Below are 26,367 nucleotides of genomic sequence, written 5' to 3'. Positions count from 1 at the left end.
CGCGCCCGACTCCCGGTCCCAAGCCGGCCCCGAAGCCCGCTCCGGCGGCTCCGGCTCCGGTCGCGGCCGAATTCACCGCACCCCCGTCGGCGCCGGTCGCGCCGTCGACCCCCTCGGCTCCGGCCGCGGGTGCTCCCCGTCCGGGCGCTCCGCGTCCCGCCGGTCAGGCTCCGCGTCCCGGTGCCCGTCCGGCCGGTGGTCCCGGTCAGGGTGGTCAGGGTCGTGGTGACCGTCCCGAGCGTGGTGACCGTCCCGAGCGCGGCGACCGTCAGGGCGCCCCGCGTCCCGCCGGTCAGGCTCCGCGTCCCGGTGCCCGTCCGGCCGGTCCCCGTCCGGGCAACAACCCGTTCACCTCTGGTGGCTCCACCGGCATGGCGCGTCCGCAGACGCCCCGTCCGGGCGGTGCCCCGCGTCCCGGTGGCGCCGGTGCCCCCGGCGGCCCGCGTCCGCAGGGCGCCGGCGGTCAGGACCGTGCTCCCCGTCCCCAGGGCGGTCCCGGCGGCGCTCCGCGTCCGCAGGGCGGTCCGGGCGGTGCCCGTCCCACTCCGGGCGGCATGCCCCGTCCGCAGGCCCCGCGTCCCGGCGGCGGTCCGGGCGGTAACCGTCCGAACCCCGGCATGATGCCTCAGCGTCCGGCCGCGGGCAGCCCGCGTCCCGGCGGCGGCCCCGGTGGCCGTGGTCCCGGTGCCGGCGGCGGTCGTCCCGGTGGTCCCGGTGGCGGCGGCGGTCGTCCGGGTGGCGGCGGTTTCGCCGGTCGTCCGGCCGGTCCCGGTGGTGGCGGCGGCGGCTTCGCCGGTCGTCCCGGTGGTCCCGGTGGCGGTGGCGGCGGTTTCGCCGGCCGTCCGGGTGGTCCCGGTGGTGGCGGCGGTGGCCGTCCCGGCTTCGGCGGTCGTCCGGGTGGTCCCGGTGCCCGCGGTGGCACGCAGGGTGCGTTCGGCCGTCCCGGCGGTCCGGCGCGTCGTGGTCGCAAGTCGAAGCGGCAGAGGCGCCAGGAGTACGAGGCCATGCAGGCCCCGTCCGTCGGCGGCGTGATGCTGCCTCGCGGCAACGGACAGTCCGTCCGCCTGTCGCGCGGTGCCTCCCTCACCGACTTCGCGGAGAAGATCGGCGCCAACCCGGCCTCGCTCGTCGCCGTGATGATGAACCTCGGCGAGATGGTCACTGCCACGCAGTCCGTCTCCGACGAGACGCTGAAGCTCCTCGCGGATGAGATGAACTACATCCTCGAGATCGTCAGCCCCGAGGAGGAGGACCGCGAGCTGCTCGAGTCCTTCGACATCGAGTTCGGCGAGGACGAGGGCGACGAGGACGACCTCGTGGTCCGTCCGCCGGTCGTGACCGTCATGGGTCACGTCGACCACGGTAAGACCCGCCTTCTCGACACCATCCGCAAGACGAACGTCGTCGCGGGCGAGGCCGGCGGTATCACGCAGCACATCGGTGCGTACCAGGTGGCCACCGAGGTCAACGGTGAAGAGCGCAAGATCACCTTCATCGACACCCCGGGTCACGAGGCGTTCACCGCCATGCGTGCCCGTGGTGCCAAGTCGACCGACATCGCGATCCTCGTGGTGGCGGCCAACGACGGTGTGATGCCCCAGACGATCGAGGCGCTGAACCACGCCAAGGCGGCCGACGTGCCGATCGTGGTCGCGGTCAACAAGATCGACGTCGAGGGTGCCGACCCGACCAAGGTGCGCGGTCAGCTCACCGAGTTCGGTCTGGTGGCCGAGGAGTACGGCGGCGACACCATGTTCGTCGACATCTCCGCCAAGCAGGGCCTCAACATCGAGGCTCTCCTGGAGGCCGTGGTCCTGACCGCGGACGCCTCGCTCGACCTGCGGGCCAACCCGGAGCAGGACGCGCAGGGTATTGCGATCGAGTCCCACCTCGACCGCGGCCGCGGTGCCGTTTCGACGGTCCTGGTCCAGCGCGGCACGCTGCGCATCGGCGACACCATGGTGGTCGGCGACGCGTACGGCCGTGTCCGGGCGATGCTCGACGACAACGGCAACAACGTCGAGGAAGCGGGTCCGTCGACCCCCGTCCTGGTCCTGGGTCTCACCAACGTCCCGGGCGCTGGCGACAACTTCCTGGTTGTCGACGAGGACCGCACGGCGCGTCAGATCGCCGAGAAGCGCGCGGCGCGTGAGCGCAACGCCAACTTCGCCCGCCGGGGTGTCCGGTTCTCCCTGGAGAACCTGGACGAGGCCCTCAAGGCCGGTCTGGTGCAGGAACTCAACCTCATCATCAAGGGCGACGCGTCCGGTTCGGTGGAGGCTCTCGAGTCCTCGCTGCTCCAGCTCGACGTCGGCGACGAGGTCGACATCCGTGTCCTGCACCGCGGTGTGGGTGCGGTCACCGAGTCCGACATCAACCTGGCGACCGGCTCCGACGCCATCGTCATCGGCTTCAACGTCCGCGCTGCGGGCCGCGCGGCGCAGATGGCGGAGCGCGAAGGCGTCGACGTCCGGTACTACTCGGTGATCTACCAGGCCATCGAGGAGATCGAAGCGGCCCTGAAGGGCATGCTCAAGCCGGAGTACGAGGAGGTCGAGCTCGGCACGGCGGAGATCCGCGAGGTCTTCAAGTCGTCCAAGCTGGGCAACATCGCCGGTGTCCTGGTCCGCTCGGGCGAGGTCAAGCGCAACACCAAGGCGCGCCTCGTCCGCGACGGCAAGGTCATCGCGGAGAACCTCAACATCTCCGGGCTGCGTCGCTTCAAGGACGACGTCACCGAGCTCCGCGAAGGGTTCGAGGGCGGTATCAACCTCGGCAACTTCAACGACATCAAGGTCGACGACGTCATCGCGACGTACGAGATGCGCGAGAAGCCGCGCTCGTAAAGTGGTTCCCAGGCTGGCCGGCGGTGAGCAGTCACCGCCGGCCAGCCTGGCTTTTACCAGATCACGCAATTCCCCGCGTCCCTCTCCGGGGCGCGGGGAACTGTGTGACCGGCCCCGGCCGCTCACCCGTCCGGCGAACGGCCCGGGGGCCCGGAAACCCCGTCGAGCGAGCCTACGGTTCGTTGTACGGTTCTGATGTCCCTGCCAAGTGCATTGGCAGGCCATCTATCCCGTACCGGCGGGACATCCGGTTACACATGTATGTGGGGACGCTGTCCTTCGATCTGCTCCTCGGCGACGTTCACTCGCTCAAGGAGAAACGCTCTCTCGTCCGGCCGATCGTCGCCGAACTCCAGCGGAAGTACGCGGTGAGTGCCGCCGAGACGGGCAACCAGGATCTTCACCGCAGGGCCGAGGTCGGCCTGGCGGTGGTCTCCGGGGACACCGTGCACCTGACCGACGTACTGGACCGGTGCGAACGGCTGGTCGCGGCGCGACCGGAGGTGGAACTGCTGTCGGTACGGCGCAGAGTCCACACAGACGAAGACTGACGAAACAAGCAAGGCGAAGAAGGAGACGGACCAGTGGCCGACAACGCGCGGGCGAAGAGGCTGGCGGACCTCATCCGAGAGGTGGTGGCCAAGAAGCTGCAGCGCGGGATCAAGGACCCGCGGCTCGGCACTCACGTCACCATCACGGACACCCGGGTCACCGGGGACCTCCGGGAGGCCACCGTCTTCTACACGGTGTACGGGGACGATGAGCAGCGTGCCGAGGCGGCCGCGGGCCTGGAGAGCGCCAAGGGCGTGCTCCGCTCGGCCGTCGGCGCGGCGGCGGGCGTGAAGTTCACGCCGACGCTGACGTTCGTCGCGGACGCCCTGCCGGACACCGCCAAGACCATCGAGGACCTGCTCGACAAGGCACGGGCCTCGGACGAGAAGGTGCGCGAGGTCTCGGCCGGCGCGTCCTTCGCGGGTGACGCGGACCCGTACAAGAAGCCGGGCGAGGACGACGAGGACGACGCGGCGGAATGACGCAGAAGCCCAACACGCCCGACGGGCTTGTCATTGTCGACAAGCCGTCGGGCTTCACCTCGCACGACGTGGTTGCCAAGATGCGCGGGATCGCCAGGACGCGCCGGGTCGGCCACGCGGGCACCCTCGACCCCATGGCGACGGGTGTGCTCGTCCTCGGCGTCGAGAAGGCCACCAAACTCCTCGGACACCTCGCGCTCACCGAGAAGGAGTACCTCGGCACGATCCGGCTCGGCCAGAACACGCTGACCGACGACGCCGAGGGCGACATCACCTCCTCGACCGACGCCTCCGGTGTGGAACGCGACGCGATCGACGCCGGGGTCGCCAAGCTGACCGGCGCCATCATGCAGGTGCCGTCCAAGGTCAGCGCCATCAAGATCGACGGCGTGCGCTCGTACAAGAGGGCGCGCGAGGGCGAGGAATTCGAGATCCCGGCCCGCCCGGTGACCATCTCGTCGTTCGCGGTGTACGACATCCGTGACGCGGTCGCCGAGGACGGCACCCCGGTGCTCGACCTGGTCGTCTCCGTCGTCTGCTCGTCCGGGACGTACATCCGGGCGATCGCCCGCGACCTCGGCGCGGACCTGGGCGTCGGCGGCCACCTCACCGCCCTGCGCCGCACCCGCGTCGGCCCCTACAAGCTGGACTCCGCGCGCACCCTCGACCAGCTCCAGGAGGAGCTGACGGTGATGCCGATCGCGGACGCGGCCGCGGCCGCGTTCCCGCGCTGGGACGTGGACACCAAGCGGACCCGGCTGCTGCTGAACGGCGTCCGGCTCGACATGCCCGACGAGTACACGGGCAAGGGCACCGTGGCGGTCTTCGACCCCGAGGGCCAGTTCCTCGCCCTGGTGGAGGAGCAGAAGGGCAAGGCGAAGAGCCTGGCCGTCTTCGGCTGAGGTTCCTCTCGGGCCGAGGTTCCCGCGCGCACACCACGCACGGCGGCCGGGTGGGCGTTCCGCCCGTGGAGCGGCGGTCACGGGGTCTCGTGCCCGCCGCTCCACGGTCCCCCCTCGGCTCCCCCACCCAAGGTGTATCCATCCGACCTCGCGTATTCACCCCATCGGGCAGGCGCTCGGAGTGAACCGAGGGAGCGGAAGGGGGCGCGTTCGCTCCATGATCTGTCCCGCTGATCACCTCGCCCCTACCGTCGGAGCAAGGAGCGCGGCGGGGAGGTTCGAGTATGGCGGGGCGAGGCCCGCGGACCGGGAACGAAGAGGCGGCGGACACCGCCGGACAGCCATGGGACGACGTCCTCGTACGCGTCTGCGACCCGGCGGGCCGCCCACGCGGCACGGGTTTCGCGGCCGACCACCACGGCACCGTGATCACCGCCCACGAGGCCGTCGACGGCCTGGACCGACTCGTCCTGCACGCCCCCGGCGACCGCACCTGTGTGGTGACCGCCGACGCCGTCACGCCGCTGCCCGACGTCGGTCTGGCCCTCGTACGCACCGAAGGTCTCGGCCTCGGCCCGCTCCCCGTCACCGTGCGGGACCGCGTCGCGACCGGCACGTACGTCCGGATCGCGGCGGGCGGCTGGCGCGAGGCGCGGGTACTGGGATCCTCCGCCGTGACGTACCCCGCCGCCGCCCGCGCCCATCTCCTGCGGGGCGCACTGGAGTTGGCGATCGGCACGGCGGGCGCGGACGCGCTCCGGCCGGGCGGCGGAGCGGCCGGGGGACCGGTCCTCGACGCCCGCACCGGCGCCGTGGTGGCGGTCGTCGGCACCGCCCTGCTTCCTTGGAGCCCGGACGGCACCGCGCCGGGGGAGACCCCGGCCGGCCATCGGGCGCCCGGCCTCGCCGTCCCCCTGCGGGGCGCCACGGGGCCGCTCGCCGAACTGCTGGCCCGTAACGCGGCGACGGTGCCCGCGTACGGCGCCGATCTGAATCTCGCGGGCGCGCTGGAACTCACCGCGACCTCGGTGGGCTCGGACGGACCCTGTCCACCGGTCCCCTCCGGGGCCGCGGGAACGGACCCCGGAATCGTCGAACGAGCCGATGTCATCAGGGAGTTCGCGGCCTTCGAAAGCGGCCCGGCCGTCGTCCTCGGGCTCGTCGGCCCACCCGGCAGCGGCCGTACGACGGAACTGGCCGCGCTCGCCGCCCGCCGCCTGCGGGGCCCCGAACCGGCTCCCACCCTGTGGCTGCGCGGCGCCGACCTCCGCGCCGACGACATCTCGGTGGCGGACGCGGCGACACGCGCCCTGGAGCGCGCCGGGCGGATCGTGGCCGCGTCCCGGCGGAGCCCCGGGGCGACCGGGACGGAGGCCGCGCGACGGCACGCGGACGAGGATGTGCTGCCCCCCGAGGGATACGGCGGTGAACTCGGCGACATCGGTCCGGACCGGCTGGCCCGGCTGGCGCGTTCCACCGCCCGGCCCCTCCTGCTCCTTCTCGACGGCCCCGAGGAGATGCCACCCGAGCTCGCCCACCGGCTCCCCGCCTGGACCAGTGGAACGGCCGCCTGGCTGACGGAGACCGGCACACGACTCGTGGTCGGCTGCCGGGCGGAGTACTGGGAACGGGCGGGAGCGGAGTTTCCCGCGGAGCTGCTGCACCGGGCCTCCGGGCGGCCGTCGGCGCACCCCGGCGGCCGATCACCGGAACACCTGGGCGGCGGTCCGTCGACCCACCCTGGCGACGGTCCGCGGGCGCGCCCGAGTGACGGTCCGTCGGCTTGCCCCGGCGACCGATCGTCGGCGTCCCCGGGTGACCGTGCGGCGGCGTACCTGGGTGTGCAGCCGTCAGCGGTCTTCGGCGGGCAGCCGATGCCGGACTCGGACGGACAGCCGTCGTCGGACGTCGCCGGGCAGGCGTCGCCGGGCGTGGAAAGGCAGAGGGCGGCGTACCCGGGCCGGCAGGCGGCGCCGGACGCCGGCGGACAGGTGGCGGGGTACGCGGGTGGGCATTCGTCGTCGGTCGTGGACGGGCAGCCGCCGTTGCACGCGGGAGGGCAGGCGGTGGCGTACCCGGGCGGACAACTGTCGTCAGGCGCCCGCGGGCAGGGGGCGGCGTACGCGGGCGGGTTCCTGCCCGACTGTGTGCTGCTCGGCGATCTGACCGAGGACGAGGCCCGGCGGGCCCGGTCCTGTGCCGGGATTCCGGAGGACATCCTCGTGCCGGCCGACGCCCGCCATCCGCTGGCGCTGCGGCTGCTCTCCGAGGTGCGCGCCGCGCCGGTGGACCTACCGGCCGAACGGCTCGGCCGCGACGAGGTGTTCGCCGCCCACCTCGATCTGATGTGCCTGCGCGTCGCGGCCCGGCTCGCCGCGGCGAACGGGCTGCGCGGCACCGCCGTGCGCCGGCTCGCCGCCCGGGTCTCCGGCCAGGTGCACGAAGCCGCCCGACGCTGTCTGGGACCCGGGCAGGGCCAACTGCACCGGGCGTCCTTCGAAGCCGTCTTTCCCTGGGGCCCCGCCCCGGGACGCCTCGCCGGCATCACCGGCTGGGCGTCCGCCGTTCTCACCGAGGGACTCCTCGTCCCCGCCGGGGACGGCTACCGCTTCGCCCACGAGGAGCTCGCCGACTGGATCCAGGGCACCCACCTCGACCTGGACACGGCGCTGAACAGTCTGGTCCACCGCGGGCGCGCCACACCCGACCAAGGCTCCGGGCGTACGGGGGCCACGGCGCCCGGCCGTCGGCACGCCCGCCGCGCCCGGTCCACAGGGCGGCCCGACGCCGGGGTGGCCGACGCCGGGGCGGACAGCCATCCCGTCCCCCGCCACAGGATCGGCCCCGTCGTCGAGACCCTGGTCCTGCTGGCCCGTCAACAGGGCACCGCCGAACTGACCCTCCGTCTGGAGGACCTCGTCCACGCGGTCGACGATCTGCTGCCCGAGGTCCCGGACCCGCTCACCACCCCGCACGGCACGGACCCGCCCGGCGCCCCGCACAGGGTCCCGCACAGGGCCCAGCTGGGCGATCCCCTCTGGTGGGCCACCCGCCTCTGCACCACCGTCCTGCTCCGGGTGCCCGACGCGACCCCTTACATCGGCGTGCTGCGGCTGCTCACCGAGCGGATCGTGGCGTGGCGGCAACAGGGCAGGGTCGTGCCGCAGGAGCTCGGTCCGGCGTTCTGGACGGCGCTGCCCGTGCCCGACGCGGAGCGCTTCGACCTGCTCGGGCGCCTGGTCGTCGCCGACCCCCGGCGGACCCCGGCGGCCGAGCCCTCGAACCCCGGCGAGGCCCCCGCCGCTCCGCGCTACCTCGACGCCGTCTCCCGTCTCCTCAAGACCGACCCCACCGCCGTACACCGCCACCTCACCCGCTGGTTCGACGACGAGCGGCCCCTGCCCGCGACCCCGAACGCCACCGTGGCGACGGCCGCGCAGGCACTGCTGTACGCGCACCGGCGGCGGGCACCGGACGATCTGGCCGAGTCCCTGGTCGCCTGCGCACACCCGCGGGGCGACGAGCTGCTGGCCGTGCTGGCAGAGGAGGAGCCGTCGTCCGTGTGCCGGGCGGTGGACCGGTGGGCGCACGACGAACAGCCGGCGCTGCGGGTGGCGGCGGTCGCGTACGGGCTGCGGGCGGCGCCGTTCGCGGGGACCCGGGCCGACCGAGAGCTGCTGCGTCACGCAGCTCTCTCCCTGCTCACCCGTCCCGCCGACCGGGCGCTGCACGGCGGGGCGCTCGGCATCCTCGTACGGGATCCGCTGACGCGTGCCCCCTACCTGCCGCAAGCCTTGGAGCGCTTCACGGCCGGCGACCCACGGCTGCCCCCGAGCGCGTTGGCCGCCGCGCTCACCACCCACCCGGAGCCCGTGCTCGCCGCTTTCCGCGACCGGCTGCGGCGACTCGGCCCCGACACGGCCGAGCTGCTCAGCTCCCTCGCGGACGTCACCACACCGGCGCCGGCCCGCCGAGTCGCCGCACTGGTGAAGGAGACCGTGGAGCTGTGCCCCGGAACGGCCGCGTACATGGCGGCGTACGTGGACCGGCGCCTCGACCACGGGCGCACTGCCCAGTCAGTGCTGTTCCCTCTGGTCAGCGGTCTATTGGAGGCTTGTGACGCGCTGGTGCGGACAGCGCTCGCCCAGGTCCTCGCGACACCGGGAGAGAAGGCGTCGTTCCCGCTGCGGCGCGAGCTGCTCGATCTGCTGCTGGCGCACGAGCGGGATCCGGTCGTTCTCGACACCGTCCTGAGGGCCGCAGCCGACGGCCTCGACCGGCGAGGTGAGGAGCCCACCCGCGAACTGGTGCACCGCGTCGGCCTTCTCCTCGTCCGCACACCGGCCGGGGCCACCGGCTTCGACCGAGGCCTCCTCGACCTGGCCCGGCGCGTCCCGGGCTTCGCCACTTCGGTCGCGCGCTGGCTGACCGGCAACCCCGAGGAGTGGTCCGGCATGGTCGGCCCCAGCACCCGCCGCATGATCGAGAACCTGGCCGGGGCAAGGGTTCCCGCCTGAACCACGACCGCGCACGGCACTGCGCACCGCACCGCACGCCACACTCCGCGGTGCTGAGCAATCGGTCACAGCCCGATGCCGATGCAAGCCGAGAGCACACGGCATGGCACCCTTAGAGCTGCGAATAAGGCAATCACGGACACGGGTTCGACAAGGAGCGGTCACAGTGCAGCGCTGGCGTGGCTTGGAGGACATCCCCGAGGACTGGGGGCGCAGCGTCGTCACCATCGGTTCCTACGACGGGGTGCACCGCGGACACCAGCTGATCATCCGGCATTCCGTGGACCGCGCCCGAGAGCTGGGCGTCCCCTCCGTCGTGGTCACTTTCGACCCGCACCCCAGCGAGGTGGTCCGCCCCGGCAGCCACCCCCCGCTGCTCGCCCCGCACCACCGCCGCGCGGAACTGATGGCCGAACTGGGCGTGGACGCCCTGCTCATCCTGCCGTTCACCACCGAGTTCTCGAAGCTGTCGCCCGCCGACTTCGTGGTGAAGGTGCTGGTCGACAAGCTGCACGCCAAGGCCGTCGTCGAGGGCCCCAACTTCCGCTTCGGCCACAAGGCCGCGGGCAACGTCGACTTCCTGCGCGAGCAGGGGGAGACGTACGACTTCGAGGTCGAGGTCGTGGACCTCCATGTGACCGGTGAGGCGGGCGGCGGCGAGCCGTTCTCCTCGACCCTCACCCGGCGCCTCGTCACCGGGGGCGATGTCGAGGGTGCTCGCGAGATCCTCGGACGGCCGCACCGCGTCGAGGGCATCGTCGTCCGCGGTGCCCAGCGCGGCCGGGAGCTCGGCTTCCCCACGGCGAACGTCGAGACCCTCCCGCACACCGCGATTCCCGCCGACGGCGTCTACGCGGGCTGGCTGCACGTCGAGGGCGAGGCCATGCCCGCCGCGATCTCCGTCGGCACGAACCCCCAGTTCGACGGCACCGAGCGCACGGTGGAGGCGTACGCCATCGACCGCGTCGGCCTCGACCTCTACGGTCTGCACGTCGCCGTCGACTTCCTCGCCTTCGTCCGCGGCCAGGCCCGGTTCGACTCCATCGACGCCCTGCTGGAAGCCATCACCGACGATGTGAAGCGCTCGCGGGAACTGATCGAGGCGTACGACGGGGAGTAGTCCCTCTCGGTCCGTCAGCCCCCGTCCGACGTACGGCTCCGGGGTCGGGCGTCTCTGTGTCGATCAACGCTGGTCCGGACGCGCGAAGGCCCGCACCGTCCGTGAACGGTGCGGGCCGAGCGGGAACCGGCCCCTCGACGGGGCCGATCGCCTTACTGCTTACTGCTGAGGTGGTGCCGGAGGCGGCGGGGTCTGCCCCTGGTTCGGCTGGTACGGCTGTCCGGGCTGGAACTGCTGACCAGGCTGAGGCGGCTGCGGCTGCGGCTGCGGCTGCGGGTAACCCTGCCCCGGCGCCTGCGGATGGGGCTGACCGGGCTGCTGCGGGTAGGGCTGTCCCGGCTGGGCGTACGGCTGTCCGGGCTGGGGCTGCTGCGGAGCCTGACCCGGCGCGGGCTGACCCGGAACGTACTGTCCGGGGACCTGCTGACCCGGGTACTGTCCGGGGACCTGCTGACCCGGGTACTGTCCGGGGACCTGCTGACCCGGAACGTACTGGCCCGGCATCGGCGGGGCGGCCACCGGCGGCGGGTTGCCGTCGTTCGTCCACAGCCCGTGCGACTGCTGGTGCCGCGCGATGTCCTCGGCGACCATCGCGGAGAGGTTGAAGTACGCCTCCCGTACCTTCGGGCGCATCATGTCGAGGTCGACCTCGGCACCCGCGGACAGGTGCTCGTCGAACGGCACGACCACGACACCGCGGCAGCGCGTCTCGAAGTGGCTGACGATGTCCTCCACCTTGATCATCTTTCCGGTGTCGCGCACTCCGGAGATGACGGTGATGGACCGCGAGACGAGGTCCGCGTACCCGTGCGCCGACAGCCAGTCCAGCGTCGTACTGGCACTGCTCGCCCCGTCCACCGACGGCGTCGAGATGATGATGAGCTGGTCGGCGAGGTCGAGCACCCCGCGCATGGCGCTGTACAGCAGACCCGTACCGGAGTCGGTCAAGATGATCGGGTACTGCCTGCCCAGGACGTCTATCGCGCGCCGGTAGTCCTCGTCGTTGAACGTCGTGGACACGGCAGGGTCGACGTCGTTGGCGATGATCTCCAGCCCGGAGGGCGCCTGGGAGGTGAACCGCCGGATGTCCATGTACGAGTTGATGTACGGGATCGCCTGCACGAGGTCACGAATGGTGGCGCCGGTCTCGCGACGCACCCGGCGGCCGAGCGTACCGGCGTCGGGGTTGGCGTCGATCGCGAGGATCTTGTCCTGCCGCTCGGTGGCGAGCGTGGAGCCGAGCGCGGTGGTCGTGGTCGTCTTGCCGACACCGCCCTTGAGGCTGATGACGGCGATCCGGTAGCACGAGAGCACCGGAGTCCGGATCAGCTCCAACTTCCGCTGCCGCTCGGCCTCTTCCTTCTTCCCGCCCAGCTTGAAGCGCGACGACGCGGCGGTCGGACGACCGCTCTTGGCCTTCTGCCTCTTGTTGTTGAGCAGCCGGTCGGAGGACAGCTCCACCGCCGCGGTGTAGCCGAGCGGGGCCGCACCGGGATTGGTCGGCTGCCGCTGATCGTGCTGCACGGGCTGCGGCCAGGCGGTACCGGTCCGCGGGTCGACGGGAGCGGTCGGGACGGCGGGCTGCTGCTGTACGGGCGCAGGGCCCGGCTGGTGCGGAGACTGCGGCTGCGGGCTCTGCGGCTGGGCCGGCGCCGGATACGGCGGGGCCGCCTGCCCCGGAGCCGGGGGCTGCTGCGACTGCGGCTGCGCGAGGCCGTAACCGGGCTGCGGGGCGGGCGGGTTGGCCGCCGGCTGCGGGAACCCGTAGCCCTGTTGAAGGACGGGAGCGGGAGGCTGAGCCGGGGCGTGCGGCGGTACGGCGTCCGGCGCGGGCGCGCCGGGCTGCGGGAACCCGTAGCCGGGAGCCTGTGGGGCGGCAGGGTGGGGCGTCTGCTGGTTCTGGGGCGGGGTGTTCTGCTGCGGGAACCCGTATCCCGGAGTGGGGGACGGCTGGATGGGCGCCTGCTGATCCGGCGCGGGCGCGCCGGGCTGTGGGAACCCGTAGCCGGGAGCCTGCGGGGCGGCAGGGTGGGCCGTCTGCTGGTTCTGGGGCGGGGTGCTCTGCTGCGGGAACCCGTATCCCGGAGCCGGGGCGGGTGCGTCGGGCTGCGGGAAGCCGTAGCTGCCCTGCGGGGCGGATGCCTGGTCCGGGGTGCCGGACTGGGGGAACCCGTAACTCCCCTGCTGCGGCGAAGTCGGTGCGGGCGCCTCGGCTGCCTGGACCGGCGGTGCCGAAGGCTGGGCCTGCGGTGGAGCCGGCACGGAGTTCTCGAATCCGGTCGGCTGCACAGGCGCGGGCCCCTGCGGCGAACCCGCCACACCGGGCGCACCGGGCGCACCAGGAGAGGGCCACGCAGACGGCACGTGCTGCGGCGCCGGGGGCTGGAAGGGTTGGCCGGGCGCGGGCTCGGGCTCGGGTGATTGGGCGGCGGGCGGCTGGAAGGGCTGGCCCGGTACGGGCGAGGGTGTCGGCGCAGGGGGTTGGAAGGGCTGGCCGGGCGCGGGTGACTGGAAGGGCTGGCCCGGTGCCGGTGCGGCGGGCGCTTGCTGAGGCAACGGTGCCTGGTGCGGCACCTGGCCTTGCCCGGCCGGTGCGGGCTCCGCGGAGGCGGGCCACTGCGGGGCCGAGGCCGGTGCCGCGGGCTGGTAGGCGGGCGGCAGGGGCGGCAGCCCACCCTGCGGCAGTGGCGGCGGAGCCCAGGCGGGGGGCGTGTCCTGCACACCCGCGGGCTCCTCGGGCCGGACCACGGGCACCGCGTCCTGGGGCTCGCTGTCCCGGGCGGAGGCGTACTGCGGCCGGAACCCGTCGGCCACAGCGGCATCGCCGTCCGTGCCGATCTCGTCGTCCGTGAGGCGCGGCTCCACGCCCTCGGCGCCCTCGGCCTCGACTTCGGCCGAGACGGCGCTCGTTTCCTCGGCGGACTCGGCACCCGGGGAGACGACGACGGCGTCGTCGGAAGTGGCGGCTCGGCCCGTCACCTGTACGTCGGTCACGCTCGCGCGCTGGGAGGCGGCCTCCAGCGACTGGTAGGCGAGCACGGGATCGATGACGGGCTCGGTCTCGGGTGCGGCCACGGGCTGGAGTTGTGCCATCTGGCCGGACTGGACCACGTGTTCAGGCTGGACCACCGCGTCAGGTTCGACTGCGGCGTCAGGTTCGACCACCGCGTCGGGCTCGACCGCGGCCACGGGCGTGCTCGGGGCCTCGTCCTCGCCCTCCACCGCCTCGGTGTCGCCCCGGCCGTCGTCTTCGGTGCTGGACCCGACGCCACCCTCGGCCTCCGCGCCCTCGCTGCCGGATCCGGCAGCAGCCGCAGAAGCATCGGCATCGGCATCGGCAACCGCCACCGCATCCTGGGACGCCGTGGCTTCGGAAACCGCCCGTTCCGCGATCTCACGCTTCAGCGCGACAGCGGAGAACCGCATGGTCGCGCCGCTTTCCAGGTCCCCGGTCCCGGAATCCGGTTCGTCGGAAGCGGAAGCGGAAGCGGAAGCGGAAGCGGCCGGAGGAACGGCATTCGGCGCGACCGGCTCGGCGACGGGAGCCGGGGAATCGGCAGGTGTCCACGGGGCCTGGAATCCACCAACGGGAAGGTTCGGCAGCGCGGTCGCGCCACCGGCGTCCGCGACAGGTGCCACGGCCGGAGCGTGGGGCTGCGCGGCGTGGGGCTGCGCGGCGGGCGGCCGGACAGCCTCGGGGCCGCCGACGGGTGCCGAGCCGGCCGCGGCAGCCGCCGGAACGTGTGAAGCCGCCGGACCATCCGAGACCACCGGGCTCCCCGAAGCCGTCGAGACACCCGAAGCGGCCAAGTCCTCGGACTCCTCGGACTCCTCGGATTCCTCGGACCCCTCCGGCTCCTCGGACCTCTCCGCCTCCGGCTCCTTCGAGTCCTCCGGTCCTTCCGAATCCCCCGTATCGCCCGATCCCTGCGAGTCGCCCGTGCCCCCCGAATCCCCGGAACCGCCCGAGGCGTTCTGCGTGTACCAGGCCGGCGGCGCGTAGTCGATGGTGAACTCGCCCGTCGTCTCGACGGCGGACTCGGCGTCGGACTGGTCATCGCCGGGCGTGGCCCAGCCCCCGCGGATCCCGTCCCGATCGCTGTTCACAATTCCTCCTGGTGTGGTCGAGCACCCTCAAGTCGTGCCGGGGCGACCGTCTACTTGTCGTCCGTCGACGTTCACGGACGACCGAGGCCGCCCGAAGTCCGTACGAGGTCGTCCGAATTGACCGGCTCCCCGGGTAACGCGAGCCACCCGTGCATGGGTTCAGGCGTCGCGCCCGGTCCCAGCCTAATCACCATGACTGTCCGTAGGGCAGGCCTGTCCACCTCACCGCGGCGGCCCGTTACGGCACACCCTGCCCAGAAGTGGCGTACGCACGCTCACTATTGACCCCGAAAGTGGACAAACAATGGCACCAGGGCGGCCACTTGTCTCGCGGTCGCCTGTCTGACGGCCACTTGCCTCCCTGTACGGACTGCGATGCGGGCAGACAAAAGGGCCGCCACGGAGACTTCTCCGCGTCGGCCCCTCAGTTCCCGACGGCCCACGATCCCCGTCGGCCCGCACGGCCCGTCGGCGGACCCTCGCCCGCACCCGGCCGTCGGGCGACCGGCCACCTCGTCGGAAGACGACCGGCTACTCCGTCGGCAGACCACCGGTGTGCGGGGCCGGCTCCAGATCGAACTCGCCGTCCCGCGCGCCCAGCACGAAGGCCCGCCATTCCGCCTCCGTGTAGCGCAGGACCGTCCCCGGGTCGAGCGACGACCGCATGGCCACCGCGCCCCCGGGCAGATAGGAGATCTCGACCCGCTCCTCGTGCTCCTCCGTGCCCGGTGCGCTCTGCCATTCGACGCCCGAGATGTCGAGGGCGTAGAGCTCGTCCTTCTCCCGCTCCTTGCGCGCCTTGACGTCGTTGTCCGCTTCCTCGGCCATGTTCTGCCGGCCCCTTCCCCACGTACGAATGACCTCTGCCGTCACCCTAGTGGCCTGGTCCGCGCCGTCCGGGAAGGTTCGAAGACCCGGACAGACCGATCCGGTCAGGCTGGTACCCTGTGTAACGGCCGTTTGTGTACGCACCCCCGGAGCGCTGCTCTGGAGGCCGCGCCCAGCGGATCCCCGCCACCCGAGTCACGGAAGCTCCCCTGAGAAGTGGACCAGGGGCACTCGGTGGCAGACATGAGACTACGAGGAGTACGCGTGTCGCTCGACGCCGCTACGAAGAAGCAGATCATCACCGAGTTCGGTCAGAAGGAGGGCGACACCGGCTCCCCCGAGGTCCAGGTCGCCATGCTCTCGCGCCGGATCTCGGACCTGACCGAGCACCTCAAGGCACACAAGCACGACCACCACTCCCGTCGTGGTCTTCTGATCCTGGTCGGTCAGCGTCGCCGCCTGCTGCAGTACCTGGCCAAGAAGGACATCCAGCGCTTCCGTGCGCTCGTCGAGCGCCTGGGCATCCGCCGCGGCGCGGCGGGCGCCAAGTAAGACGCCGCGAAGGGAGCGGTTCCCACTTCTTGGGAGCCGCTCCCTTTGCTGTATGTGCTGCCGCACGTGCTCTCTACGTGCGGAGTGTCACCGACGCTTTGTAGTGTGGTAGCACAACGCAATACGCAGGAAACCGCACGTACGAACACAGCGTGACGACGCCGTACCCGCCGGGTAGGGCGTCTCACGACAACGAACGAGGGGAAGCGCGCCTCATCGCCGCCGGTCCTCGGTAGTGGCCCCCGGGCGAAAGAGCCCCGGGTGCTTCGATCGAAGACCGGCCCGCACCAGAAGGAGCGCTTCTCCGCCACCGTCCCCCTGCCACACGGGCAGGACGGGACGAAGACGAGGAGAAAACGCTAGTGGAGAACGAGACCCACTACGCCGAGGCCGTTATCGACAACGGTTCCTTCGGCACCCGCACCATCCGCTTCGAGACGGGCAGGCTGGCCAGGCAGGCCGCCGGCTCCGCCGTCGCGTACCTGGACGACGACACCATGGTGCTGTCGGCCACCACCGCTTCGAAGAAGCCCAAGGACCAGCTCGACTTCTTCCCCCTGACGGTGGACGTCGAGGAGCGGATGTACGCCGCCGGCAAGATCCCCGGCAGCTTCTTCCGCCGTGAGGGCCGTCCCTCCGAGGACGCCATCCTCACCTGTCGCCTGATCGACCGCCCGCTGCGTCCGTCCTTCAAGAAGGGCCTTCGCAACGAGATCCAGGTCGTCGCGACGATCATGGCCCTCAACCCCGACCACCTGTACGACGTCGTGGCGATCAACGCCGCGTCCGCGTCCACGCAGCTGGCCGGTCTGCCCTTCTCCGGCCCGGTCGGCGGCGTCCGCGTCGCGCTGATCAACGGCCAGTGGGTCGCGTTCCCGACGCACACCGAGCTCGAGGACGCCGTCTTCGACATGGTCGTCGCCGGTCGCGTCCTGGAGGACGGCGACGTCGCGATCATGATGGTCGAGGCCGAGGCCACCGACAAGACGATCACGCTCGTCCAGGGTGGCGCCGAGGCGCCGACCGAGGAGGTCGTGGCCGCCGGCCTCGACGCCGCGAAGCCCTTCATCAAGGTCCTGTGCAAGGCGCAGTCGGACCTCGCCGCGAAGGCCGCCAAGCCGACCGGTGAGTTCCCGATCTTCCTGGACTACCAGGACGACGTCTTCGAGGCTCTCAGCGCCGCGGTCACGAGCGAGCTCGCCCAGGCGCTCACCATCGCCGGCAAGCAGGAGCGCGAGGCCGAGCTGGACCGCGTCAAGGAGATCGCCGCCGAGAAGCTGCTCCCGCAGTTCGAGGGTCGCGAGAAGGAGATCTCCGCCGCGTACCGCTCGCTGACCAAGAAGCTGGTCCGCGAGCGCGTCATCAAGGACAAGGTCCGCATCGACGGCCGCGGCGTCACGGACATCCGTACGCTGGCCGCCGAGGTCGAGGCCATCCCGCGCGTGCACGGCTCGGCGCTGTTCGAGCGTGGCGAGACCCAGATCCTGGGCGTCACCACCCTGAACATGCTCCGTATGGAGCAGCAGCTGGACACCCTCTCCCCGGTGACCCGCAAGCGCTACATGCACAACTACAACTTCCCGCCGTACTCCGTCGGTGAGACGGGCCGCGTCGGCTCCCCGAAGCGCCGCGAGATCGGCCACGGCGCGCTCGCCGAGCGCGCGATCGTGCCGGTCCTGCCGACCCGCGAGGAGTTCCCCTACGCGATCCGTCAGGTGTCCGAGGCCCTCGGCTCCAACGGCTCGACGTCCATGGGCTCGGTCTGCGCCTCGACCATGTCGCTGCTGAACGCCGGTGTGCCGCTGAAGGCCGCCGTCGCGGGTATCGCCATGGGTCTGATCTCCCAGGAGATCGACGGCCAGACGCACTACGTCGCCCTCACCGACATCCTTGGTGCGGAGGACGCCTTCGGTGACATGGACTTCAAGGTCGCCGGCACCAAGGAGTTCGTGACCGCCCTCCAGCTCGACACGAAGCTGGACGGCATCCCGGCCTCCGTCCTGGCCGCGGCCCTCAAGCAGGCCCGCGACGCCCGCCTCCACATCCTCGACGTGATGATGGAAGCGATCGACACGCCGGACGAGATGTCCCCGAACGCCCCGCGGATCATCACCGTCAAGATCCCGGTGGACAAGATCGGTGAGGTCATCGGCCCCAAGGGCAAGATGATCAACCAGATCCAGGAGGACACCGGCGCCGACATCACGATCGAGGACGACGGCACCATCTACATCGGTGCCCAGCAGGGTTCGCAGGCCGAGGCCGCGCGCGCCACGATCAACGCGATCGCCAACCCGACCATGCCGGAGGTCGGCGAGCGTTACCTGGGCACCGTCGTGAAGACGACGACCTTCGGTGCGTTCGTGTCGCTGCTCCCGGGCAAGGACGGTCTGCTGCACATCTCGCAGATCCGCAAGCTCGCCGGCGGCAAGCGCGTGGAGAACGTCGAGGACGTCCTGGCCGTGGGCTCCAAGGTCCAGGTCGAGATCGCCGAGATCGACTCCCGCGGCAAGCTCTCCCTGATCCCCGTGGTCGAGGGCGAGAGCGACGATGAGAAGAAGGACGACACCGACCAGTGACGTCGAGTAGCTCCACGACGACGGCCCGCACCTCTTCGGAGGCGCGGGCCGTCGCCCGTACCCAAACCCTGATCAAGGGCGCGAACGGCATCGGTACGGTCCGCAAGACCACCCTGCCCGGCGGGCTGCGCATCGTCACCGAGACGCTCCCCTCCGTGCGCTCCGCCACGTTCGGCATCTGGGCGCACGTGGGCTCCCGCGACGAGACGCCGACCCTGAACGGCGCGACGCACTATCTGGAGCACCTGCTCTTCAAGGGCACGAACCGCAGGTCCGCCCTGGACATCTCCTCGGCGATCGACGCGGTCGGCGGCGAGATGAACGCGTTCACGGCCAAGGAGTACACGTGCTACTACGCGCGCGTGCTCGACACCGACCTGCCGCTGGCCATCGACGTCGTCTGCGACATGCTGACCGGCTCGCTCATCCGCGAGGATGACGTCAACGTCGAGCGCGGCGCGATCCTCGAAGAGATCGCGATGACCGAGGACGACCCGGGCGACTGTGTGCACGACCTGTTCGCGCACACCATGCTCGGCGACACCCCCCTCGGCCGTCCGGTCCTCGGCACGGTCAGCACGGTCAACGCCCTGACCGCGGACCGCATCCGCCGCTTCTACAAGAAGCACTACGACCCGACGCACCTCGTCGTGGCCTGCGCGGGCAACGTCGACCACAACAAGGTCGTACGCCAGGTCCGTGCCGCCTTCGAGAAGGCCGGCGCCTTCAAGAACGCCGAGGCGGCCCCCATCGCCCCGCGCGACGGCCTGCGCTCCATCCGCACCGCGGGCCGCGTCGAACTGCTCGGCCGCAAGACCGAGCAGGCCCATGTCGTCCTCGGCATGCCGGGCCTGGCCCGCACCGACGAGCGCCGCTGGGCTCTCGGCGTCCTGAACACCGCCCTCGGCGGCGGCATGTCCTCGCGTCTGTTCCAGGAGGTCCGCGAGAAGCGCGGCCTGGCCTACAGCGTGTACTCGTACACCTCGGGCTTCGCCGACTGCGGCCTCTTCGGCGTCTACGCGGGCTGCCGCCCGAGCCAGGTCCACGACGTCCTCAAGCTCTGCCGCGACGAGCTCGACCAGGTCGCCGAGCACGGCCTCTCGGACGACGAGATCGGCCGCGCCATCGGCCAGCTCCAGGGCTCCACGGTCCTCGGCCTGGAGGACACCGGCGCGCTGATGAACCGGATCGGCAAGAGTGAGCTGTGCTGGGGCGAGCAGATGTCGGTCGACGACATGCTGGCCCGGATAGCGTCCGTCACCCCGGACGAGGTCCGCTCGATCGCCCGGGACGTCCTGGGACAGCGGCCCTCGCTGGCGGTCATCGGCCCGGTCAAGGACAAGCAGGCGTCCCGTCTGCACGACGCGGTCGCGTAAATCCCGTCTCGGTAAGGAACGAAGCAATGAGCAAGCTGCGCGTGGCGGTCCTCGGTGCCAAGGGCCGGATCGGAGCCGAGGCGGTACGAGCCGTCGAGGCCGCCGAGGACATGGAGCTGGTGGCCGCGCTGGGCCGCGGCGACAAGCTGGAGACGCTCGTCGACGCGGGTACCCAGGTCGTGGTCGAGCTGACCACTCCGGCCTCGGTGATGGGCAACCTCGACTTCTGCGTCCGGCACGGCATCCACGCCGTGGTCGGCACGACCGGCTGGACCGAGGAGCGCCTCGCGCAACTCGGCACCTCGCTGGCCGCTTCCCCGGAGACCGGCGTGCTCATCGCGCCCAACTTCTCCATCGGGGCCGTACTGACGATGAAGTTCGCCGAGGTCGCAGCGCCCTACTTCGAGTCCGTCGAGGTCATCGAGCTGCACCACCCGAACAAGGTGGACGCCCCCAGTGGCACCGCCACGCGCACCGCTCAGCTCATCGCCGCGGCCCGGGAACGCGCGGGCAGCGCCCCGCAGCCCGACGCCACGGTGACCGCCCTGGACGGCGCCCGCGGCGCCGATGTCGACGGCGTCCCGGTGCACGCGATCCGGCTGCGCGGCCTCCTCGCCCACCAGGAAGTCCTGCTGGGCGGCGAGGGCGAGACCCTGACCATCCGCCACGACTCCCTCCACCACAGCAGCTTCATGCCGGGCATCCTGCTCGGCGCCCGCCGCGTGGTGACCACCCCGGGCCTCACCTTCGGCCTGGAACACTTCCTGGACCTCGGCTGAGCCGGGGGACGTACGACAGTTAGCCGACAGACATGCGCGCGAAGATCACCTATGCCATCACGGCCGCCGTCCTGGTCGTCTATTTCGTCCTGGTCGGCAGCCGGGGTGTGCTGCTCATCCAGAACGGCACCCTGATCACCGTCACCTTCGGGGTCGCGGTGCTCATCCTGCCGGTCATCGGCGTCTGGTTCCTCTGGATGAACACCCAGTTCGTCCGGAAGGCCAACAGGCTCTCCGCCGTGCTCGACGCCGAGGGCGGACTGCCCGTCGACGAGCTGCGGCGCACCGAGGGCGGACGTATCGACCGCGACTCGGCCGACGAGGTCTTCGCCCGCCGCAAGGCCGAGACCGAGGACGCCCCGGACGACTGGCGCAACTGGTTCCGCCTCGCTGTCGCCTACCACGACGCCCGGGACACCCCGCGCGCCCGCAAGGCCATGCAGCGGGCCATCGCCCTGCACGAGGGCCGGTCCCTGGAGGCCTGATCAGGTTGTACGACGAAGGGGCCGGCCCGCACAGCGCGGACCGGCCCCTTCGTCGTACGACAGCGGGGTACCCGGGTCCGCCGAGGCGGGGTGCCGTCCGTCGTGGCGGCGCCGGGGCGGTGTACGGAGCCGGGAGCCCGCGGCCGAGGGCCGGCCGAGGCCCTGCGTGGACCGGACACCGATGGCGATCTTGTCCGGGGACGGGCCGGTGATCCCGCCGGGCCGGGCCGCACACCGAGCCGGGCCGCACGCGGCCCCGAGACCTTGAGCGGCTCCGGGGTGAGTGCCTCAGACCCTCCGGTACTCGTCGGCCCACACCTCGACGACGTCCGCCGCGCGGTCGAAGGCCTCGGTACGCGCCAGGAAATCGGCGTTGTGCGTGGTCATCAGCGGCGGCATGTCACCGGGCGAGCGGTCCCCGCGGACGAGCGTCAGGGCCTGGCCCTGGACCGTTCGCGGCAGTCCCAGCCAGCGCACCGGCTGCTGCACCGTGCGCACCGCCGCGACCTGCTCCCACGGAGTCGTGTGCGTGACGAAGAAGCCCACCCTGCGCAGCCCTCGGGCGCTGACCCACACACCCATGCGCAGCAGCCGCAGCGCGCACAGGATGACCACCGTCGCCCCGGCCATGCAGGCCGCGGCGCCGGGCAGTGCCCCGGCGACGGCGATTATCACGGCCGCGACGAGCACGTACGAGGCGAGCAGCAGGACGAGCGCGGCCGCGCCCACCCGCCAGGGGCCGGGCCGGTAGGGGCGCCGCCAGCGGTCGCGGTCGTCGAAGGGCAGCGCGACGTCCTCCGCCGCCTCGTCAAAGGCGCGGTCCGCCGTCAGAAAGGGCAGGGGCACGACTGATCCTCACTCAATCCACGCATGGGCTGTGCCCGGTGAGGTTATCGAGCCGGTTGCCGGCTCACCACCCTTGGGGGTCCGGAAGAGTCAGCGGCCGTCCGACGCCTCGGAATGCTGCGTCGTCGCAGGTGACCGATCCTGTGACAGGGCGGGCATTCCGACGATCAGGGACCCGGCGATACCGGCGATCATGGTGAGGCCGATGAGCCACCGGCCGGCTGTCTGCCCGGCCGAGGACCGCTCGCGGGGCGGGGGAGTGACGTTGCTGCGGAACTGGTCGGCTTCGGCGACGAAGGCGAACGGGACGGGCTCGCGCCGACGGAACATGGGCGGTGCTTCTCCTCTGGGGGTTCGCGGGATGCGGTGATGCGTTGACAAGCGACTCGAACTGCTCGAACAGGTCAGTCTCACTCATACAGACGGCCGAACGCCCCAAGAGGTGCCCAGAATCACCGAATTCGCAGAAGTTCGGCGCCTAATGTCGCGGCACGGTACCGAACGCCCCGTTGTCAGTGCCGGGCCGTAGAGTGGTCGCCGCCCGAGCCAGCGATGGAAGGACCTTCCGCACCGTGACCGACACCCCAGCCGACGACCTCAAGCCCAGCTTCCGCGGCGACGTCACCGTCGAGCTGATCAAGCACACGGCCTCCGACGCCGACGTGCTGTTCGCCGCCCGTGTCTCCACCGCCGGGGAGCAGTCGCTGGAAGAGCTGCAGAAGGACCCGGAGCGCTCCAAGGGCCTGATCAACTACCTGATGCGGGACCGGCACGGCAGCCCCTTCGAGCACAACTCGATGACCTTCTTCATCAGCGCCCCGATCTTCGTCTTCCGCGAGTTCATGAGGCACCGTGTCGGGTGGTCTTATAACGAGGAGTCGGGCCGCTACAGGGAGCTGGAGCCCGTCTTCTACGTTCCCGGTGAGGACCGCAAGCTGGTCCAGCAGGGGCGCCCCGGCAAGTACGAGTTCGTCCAGGGCACCCCCGAGCAGTACAAGACTGTCACCGCGGCCATGGAGGAGTCCTACCGGCAGTCCTATGCCGCGTACCAGGAGATGCTGGCGGCCGGTGTCGCCCGCGAGGTCGCCCGTGCCACCCTCCCGGTCGGCCTCTTCTCCTCGATGTACGCCACGTGCAACGCCCGTTCCCTGATGCACTTCCTCGGTCTGCGCACCCAGCACGAGCTCGCCAAGGTCCCGTCCTTCCCCCAGCGGGAGATCGAGATGGTCGGCGAGAAGATGGAGGCGGAGTGGGCGAGGCTCATGCCGCTCACGCACGCGGCCTACAACGCCAACGGGCGCGTGGCGCCGTAACGCGCCTCCGCGCACCGGTCCGGCACAGATGTACGGATGAGCCGAGTGAAGTGTCCGTATTGCGGCATTTCGCGAAGTTCATCTAGCCTGATCAAACGGACCCGGCACTGCTTGAACCCCCGAGCAGGCAGTGCCGGGTTCCACCTTTGTCATGCTTTGTCGTGTCCCCCGAGGGCAGACCGCGCGTTGAGCAGCGAGTAGCGTATTACCCATGGCTCCGACCTCCACTCCGCAGACCCCCTTCGGGCGGGTCCTCACCGCCATGGTCACGCCCTTCACGGCGGACGGCGGACTCGACCTCGACGGCGCTCAGCGGCTCGCCACCCACTTGGTGGACGCAGGCAACGACGGCCTGATCATCAACGGCACCACCGGTGAGTCCCCGACCACCAGCAACGCGGAGAAATCGGATCTCGTACGCGCGGTGCTGGAGGCGGTGGGCGACCGCGCCCACATCGTCGCCGGCGTCGGCACGAACGACACCCGCCACAGCATCGAGCTGGCCCGTGACGCCGAGAAGACCGGCGCGCACGGCCTGCTCACCGTGACGCCGTACTACAACAAGCCCCCGCAAGAGGGTCTGTACCGGCACTTCTCGGCCATCGCCGACGCGACCGAACTGCCCGTCATGCTCTACGACATCCCCGGCCGCAGCGGCGTCCCGATCAACACCGAAACCCTGGTGCGACTCGCCGAGCACCCGCGTATCGTCGCGAACAAGGACGCCAAGGGAGACCTCGGCAGGGCCAGCTGGGCCATCGCCCGCTCCGGCCTCGCCTGGTACTCCGGCGACGACATGCTGAACCTGCCGCTGCTCTCCGTCGGCGCGGTGGGCTTCGTCTCCGTGGTCGGCCACGTCGTCACCCCGGAACTGCGCGCGATGCTCGACGCGTACCTCTCGGGCGACGTCCAGAAGGCCACCGAGATCCACCAGAAGCTGCTCCCCGTCTTCACCGGCATGTTCCGCACCCAGGGCGTCATGACGACCAAGGCCGCGCTCGCCCTCCAGGGCCTGCCCGCCGGTCCGCTGCGCGCCCCGATGGTCGAACTGTCGCCCGAGGAGACCACTCAGCTCAAGATCGATCTCGGCGCCGGCGGGGTAGAGCTCTAACCACAGACTTCACAACTGAATACGCACGACCCGCAGGCCATCGGTCTGCACCCCACACACAACAGCTACTGCACGAACGTCACGCACGCCACGTGCCTTGCCAGGTACGTGGCGTGCGTGGTGAGGAGAGTCTTTTGAGTCATCCGCATCCTGAACTCGGCGCACCGCCGGTCCTCCCGAAGGGCGGCCTCCGGGTCACCCCGCTCGGCGGCCTCGGCGAGATCGGCCGGAACATGACGGTCTTCGAGTACGGAGGCCGCCTGCTGATCGTCGACTGCGGAGTGCTCTTCCCCGAGGAGGAGCAGCCCGGAATCGACCTGATCCTGCCGGACTTCACGTCCATCAGGGACCGCCTCGACGACATCGAGGGCATCGTGCTCACGCACGGCCACGAGGACCACATCGGCGGCGTCCCGTTCCTCCTGCGCGAGAAGCCGGACATCCCGCTGATCGGCTCCAAGCTGACCCTCGCCCTCATCGAGGCGAAGCTCCAGGAGCACCGCATCCGGCCCTACACGCTCGAAGTGGCCGAGGGCCACCGCGAGCGCATCGGCCCCTTCGACTGCGAGTTCGTCGCGGTCAACCACTCCATCCCGGACGCCCTCGCGGTCGCCATCCGCACTCCCGCGGGCATGGTCGTCCACACCGGCGACTTCAAGATGGACCAGCTCCCGCTGGACGGCCGGCTCACGGACCTGCACGCGTTCGCCCGTCTGAGCGAGGAGGGCATCGACCTTCTTCTCTCGGACTCCACGAACGCCGAGGTCCCGGGTTTCGTCCCGCCCGAGCGCGACATCTCGAACGTACTGCGCCAGGTCTTCGCCGGCGCCAGCAAGCGGATCATCGTGGCGAGCTTCGCCAGCCATGTCCACCGCATCCAGCAGATCCTCGACACCGCCCACGAGTACGGCCGCAGGGTCGCCTTCGTCGGCCGTTCGATGGTCCGCAACATGGGCATCGCACGGGACCTCGGCTATCTGAAGGTCCCGCCGGGCCTGGTGGTCGACGTCAAGACGCTCGACGACCTTCCGGATCACCAGATCGTCCTCGTCTGTACGGGGTCCCAGGGCGAGCCGATGGCAGCCCTCTCCCGGATGGCGAACCGCGACCACCAGATCCGGATCGTCCAGGGCGACACGGTGATCCTGGCGTCGTCGCTGATCCCGGGCAACGAGAACGCGGTCTACCGCGTCATCAACGGCCTGACCCGCTGGGGCGCGAACGTCATCCACAAGGGCAACGCCAAGGTGCACGTCTCCGGCCACGCCTCCGCGGGCGAGCTGCTGTACTTCTACAACATCTGCAAGCCGCGCAACCTGATGCCGGTCCACGGCGAATGGCGCCATCTGCGCGCCAACGCCGAGCTAGGCGCCCTGACCGGTGTTCCGCACGACCGGATCGTGATCGCCGAGGACGGCGTCGTCGTCGACCTGATCGAGGGCAAGGCGAAGATCTCCGGCAAGGTCCAGGCGGGGTACGTCTACGTCGACGGACTCTCGGTCGGTGACGTCGGTGAACCCGCGCTCAAGGACCGCAAGATCCTCGGCGACGAGGGCATCATCTCGGTCTTCGTGGTGATGGACGCCAGCACCGGCAAGCTCACGGCCGGCCCGCACGTGCAGGCACGTGGTTCCGGCATCGACGACTCGGTCTTCGTCGATGTCATCCCGAAGATCAGGGAAGTCCTGGAGCGGTCGGCCCAGGATGGTGTGGTCGAGCCCCACCAGCTGCAGCAACTCATCCGCCGCACGCTGGGCAAGTGGGTGTCCGACACCTACCGCCGACGCCCGATGATCCTCCCGGTCGTCGTCGAGGTCTGACCTCCGGCAAAGCCCCAACCAGGAGCGGAGCACCTCGATTTGCATCGTGGCGCTCCGCTCCAGTACGTTTACGTCTCCGCCTGAACGGGAACTCGGAAGCTTCGTGCTCCGGAACCAGTCCCCGAACGGGGCGGGAATTCCGACTCAGGAAA

18 protein-coding genes are annotated in these 26,367 nt (G+C 71.1%); 14 read left to right on the top strand and 4 right to left on the bottom strand.

The window, feature by feature from the left end; all coding sequences use genetic code 11:
• From infB to N4G66_RS42245, 6 genes are all read left to right on the top strand, one after another.
• Nucleotides 1–2,846, top strand: a 2,846-nt coding sequence (gene infB / locus N4G66_RS42270; RefSeq protein ID WP_261709641.1) for a translation initiation factor IF-2, incomplete at its 5' end; no start/stop codon positions are given.
• 257 nt (nt 2,847–3,103) lie between these two features.
• The gene (locus N4G66_RS42265) at nt 3,104–3,397 is read left to right on the top strand and encodes a DUF503 domain-containing protein (protein WP_261709640.1); all 294 of its coding nucleotides are present in this window, start codon (nt 3,104–3,106) and stop codon (nt 3,395–3,397) included.
• Nucleotides 3,398–3,430: 33 nt separating this feature from the next.
• Complete coding sequence (gene rbfA / locus N4G66_RS42260) at nt 3,431–3,880, top strand: 30S ribosome-binding factor RbfA (RefSeq protein WP_261709639.1); 450 nt, start codon at nt 3,431–3,433, stop codon at nt 3,878–3,880.
• Nucleotides 3,877–4,782 carry a tRNA pseudouridine(55) synthase TruB gene (truB, locus tag N4G66_RS42255; RefSeq protein ID WP_261709638.1) on the top strand — a complete coding sequence of 302 codons (906 nt, stop codon included), beginning with the start codon at nt 3,877–3,879 and terminating at the stop codon, nt 4,780–4,782. Before rbfA ends, truB begins: the two co-directional genes overlap by 4 nt.
• A gap of 284 nt (nt 4,783–5,066) precedes the next feature.
• Nucleotides 5,067–9,299 carry a trypsin-like peptidase domain-containing protein gene (locus N4G66_RS42250; RefSeq protein ID WP_261709637.1) on the top strand — a complete coding sequence of 1,411 codons (4,233 nt, stop codon included), beginning with the start codon at nt 5,067–5,069 and terminating at the stop codon, nt 9,297–9,299.
• A gap of 166 nt (nt 9,300–9,465) precedes the next feature.
• Entirely contained in the window at nt 9,466–10,419 is a 954-nt protein-coding gene (locus N4G66_RS42245) for a bifunctional riboflavin kinase/FAD synthetase (RefSeq protein ID WP_261709636.1), read from the top strand.
• A 159-nt stretch (nt 10,420–10,578) separates the two neighbouring features.
• Here N4G66_RS42245 and N4G66_RS42240 read toward each other — a convergent pair whose 3' ends face one another.
• Together N4G66_RS42240 and N4G66_RS42235 are read right to left on the bottom strand one after the other, a co-directional pair.
• Nucleotides 10,579–14,526 carry an SCO5717 family growth-regulating ATPase gene (locus N4G66_RS42240; RefSeq protein ID WP_261709635.1) on the bottom strand — a complete coding sequence of 1,316 codons (3,948 nt, stop codon included), beginning with the start codon at nt 14,524–14,526 and terminating at the stop codon, nt 10,579–10,581.
• Nucleotides 14,527–15,057: 531 nt separating this feature from the next.
• Entirely contained in the window at nt 15,058–15,354 is a 297-nt protein-coding gene (locus N4G66_RS42235) for a DUF397 domain-containing protein (protein ID WP_261709634.1), read from the bottom strand.
• Nucleotides 15,355–15,618: 264 nt separating this feature from the next.
• On the opposite strand from N4G66_RS42235, the gene rpsO reads away from it, so the two are divergent.
• The 5 genes from rpsO (at nt 15,619) to N4G66_RS42210 (ending at nt 21,125) form a co-directional block, all read left to right on the top strand.
• Entirely contained in the window at nt 15,619–15,906 is a 288-nt protein-coding gene (gene rpsO, locus N4G66_RS42230) for a 30S ribosomal protein S15 (protein WP_261709633.1), read from the top strand.
• A gap of 362 nt (nt 15,907–16,268) precedes the next feature.
• On the top strand, nt 16,269–18,485 hold the full coding sequence (locus N4G66_RS42225) for a polyribonucleotide nucleotidyltransferase (RefSeq protein WP_261709632.1): 2,217 nt from the start codon (nt 16,269–16,271) through the stop codon (nt 18,483–18,485).
• Nucleotides 18,482–19,861, top strand: a complete 1,380-nt coding sequence (locus tag N4G66_RS42220) for a M16 family metallopeptidase (RefSeq protein WP_261709631.1) — start codon at nt 18,482–18,484, stop codon at nt 19,859–19,861. The genes N4G66_RS42225 and N4G66_RS42220 overlap by 4 nt, the downstream gene beginning before the upstream one ends.
• A 26-nt stretch (nt 19,862–19,887) precedes the next feature.
• A complete protein-coding gene (gene dapB / locus N4G66_RS42215; RefSeq protein ID WP_261709630.1) occupies nt 19,888–20,640 on the top strand; it encodes a 4-hydroxy-tetrahydrodipicolinate reductase in 753 nt (250 codons plus the stop codon).
• 32 nt (nt 20,641–20,672) lie between these two features.
• Nucleotides 20,673–21,125: a hypothetical protein gene (locus N4G66_RS42210; protein WP_261709629.1), complete on the top strand. Its 453-nt coding sequence runs from the start codon at nt 20,673–20,675 to the stop codon at nt 21,123–21,125.
• Between the two features lie 288 nt (nt 21,126–21,413).
• On the opposite strand, the gene N4G66_RS42205 is transcribed toward N4G66_RS42210, so the two are convergent.
• Together N4G66_RS42205 and N4G66_RS42200 are read right to left on the bottom strand one after the other, a co-directional pair.
• Nucleotides 21,414–21,971 (bottom strand): PH domain-containing protein, encoded by a 558-nt coding sequence (locus N4G66_RS42205; RefSeq protein WP_261709628.1) that lies wholly within the window; start codon nt 21,969–21,971, stop codon nt 21,414–21,416.
• A gap of 90 nt (nt 21,972–22,061) precedes the next feature.
• The gene (locus tag N4G66_RS42200) at nt 22,062–22,301 is read right to left on the bottom strand and encodes a hypothetical protein (RefSeq protein WP_261709627.1); all 240 of its coding nucleotides are present in this window, start codon (nt 22,299–22,301) and stop codon (nt 22,062–22,064) included.
• A gap of 242 nt (nt 22,302–22,543) precedes the next feature.
• Between N4G66_RS42200 and thyX the strand changes: the two genes are divergently transcribed.
• The 3 genes from thyX (at nt 22,544) to N4G66_RS42185 (ending at nt 26,215) form a co-directional block, all read left to right on the top strand.
• Nucleotides 22,544–23,284 carry an FAD-dependent thymidylate synthase gene (thyX, locus tag N4G66_RS42195; protein WP_261709626.1) on the top strand — a complete coding sequence of 247 codons (741 nt, stop codon included), beginning with the start codon at nt 22,544–22,546 and terminating at the stop codon, nt 23,282–23,284.
• A gap of 211 nt (nt 23,285–23,495) precedes the next feature.
• Nucleotides 23,496–24,395 (top strand): 4-hydroxy-tetrahydrodipicolinate synthase, encoded by a 900-nt coding sequence (dapA, locus tag N4G66_RS42190; RefSeq protein WP_261709625.1) that lies wholly within the window; start codon nt 23,496–23,498, stop codon nt 24,393–24,395.
• Between the two features lie 134 nt (nt 24,396–24,529).
• Nucleotides 24,530–26,215 (top strand): ribonuclease J, encoded by a 1,686-nt coding sequence (locus N4G66_RS42185; protein ID WP_261709624.1) that lies wholly within the window; start codon nt 24,530–24,532, stop codon nt 26,213–26,215.
• Nucleotides 26,216–26,367: the final 152 nt, after the last annotated feature.

Source organism: Streptomyces rhizosphaerihabitans (genome assembly GCF_025399795.1).
Taxonomy (GTDB): Bacteria; Actinomycetota; Actinomycetes; order Streptomycetales; family Streptomycetaceae; genus Streptomyces; species Streptomyces rhizosphaerihabitans.
Note: the sequence above shows the minus strand (reverse complement) of the source record. Positions and strands in the feature narration are given on the sequence as shown.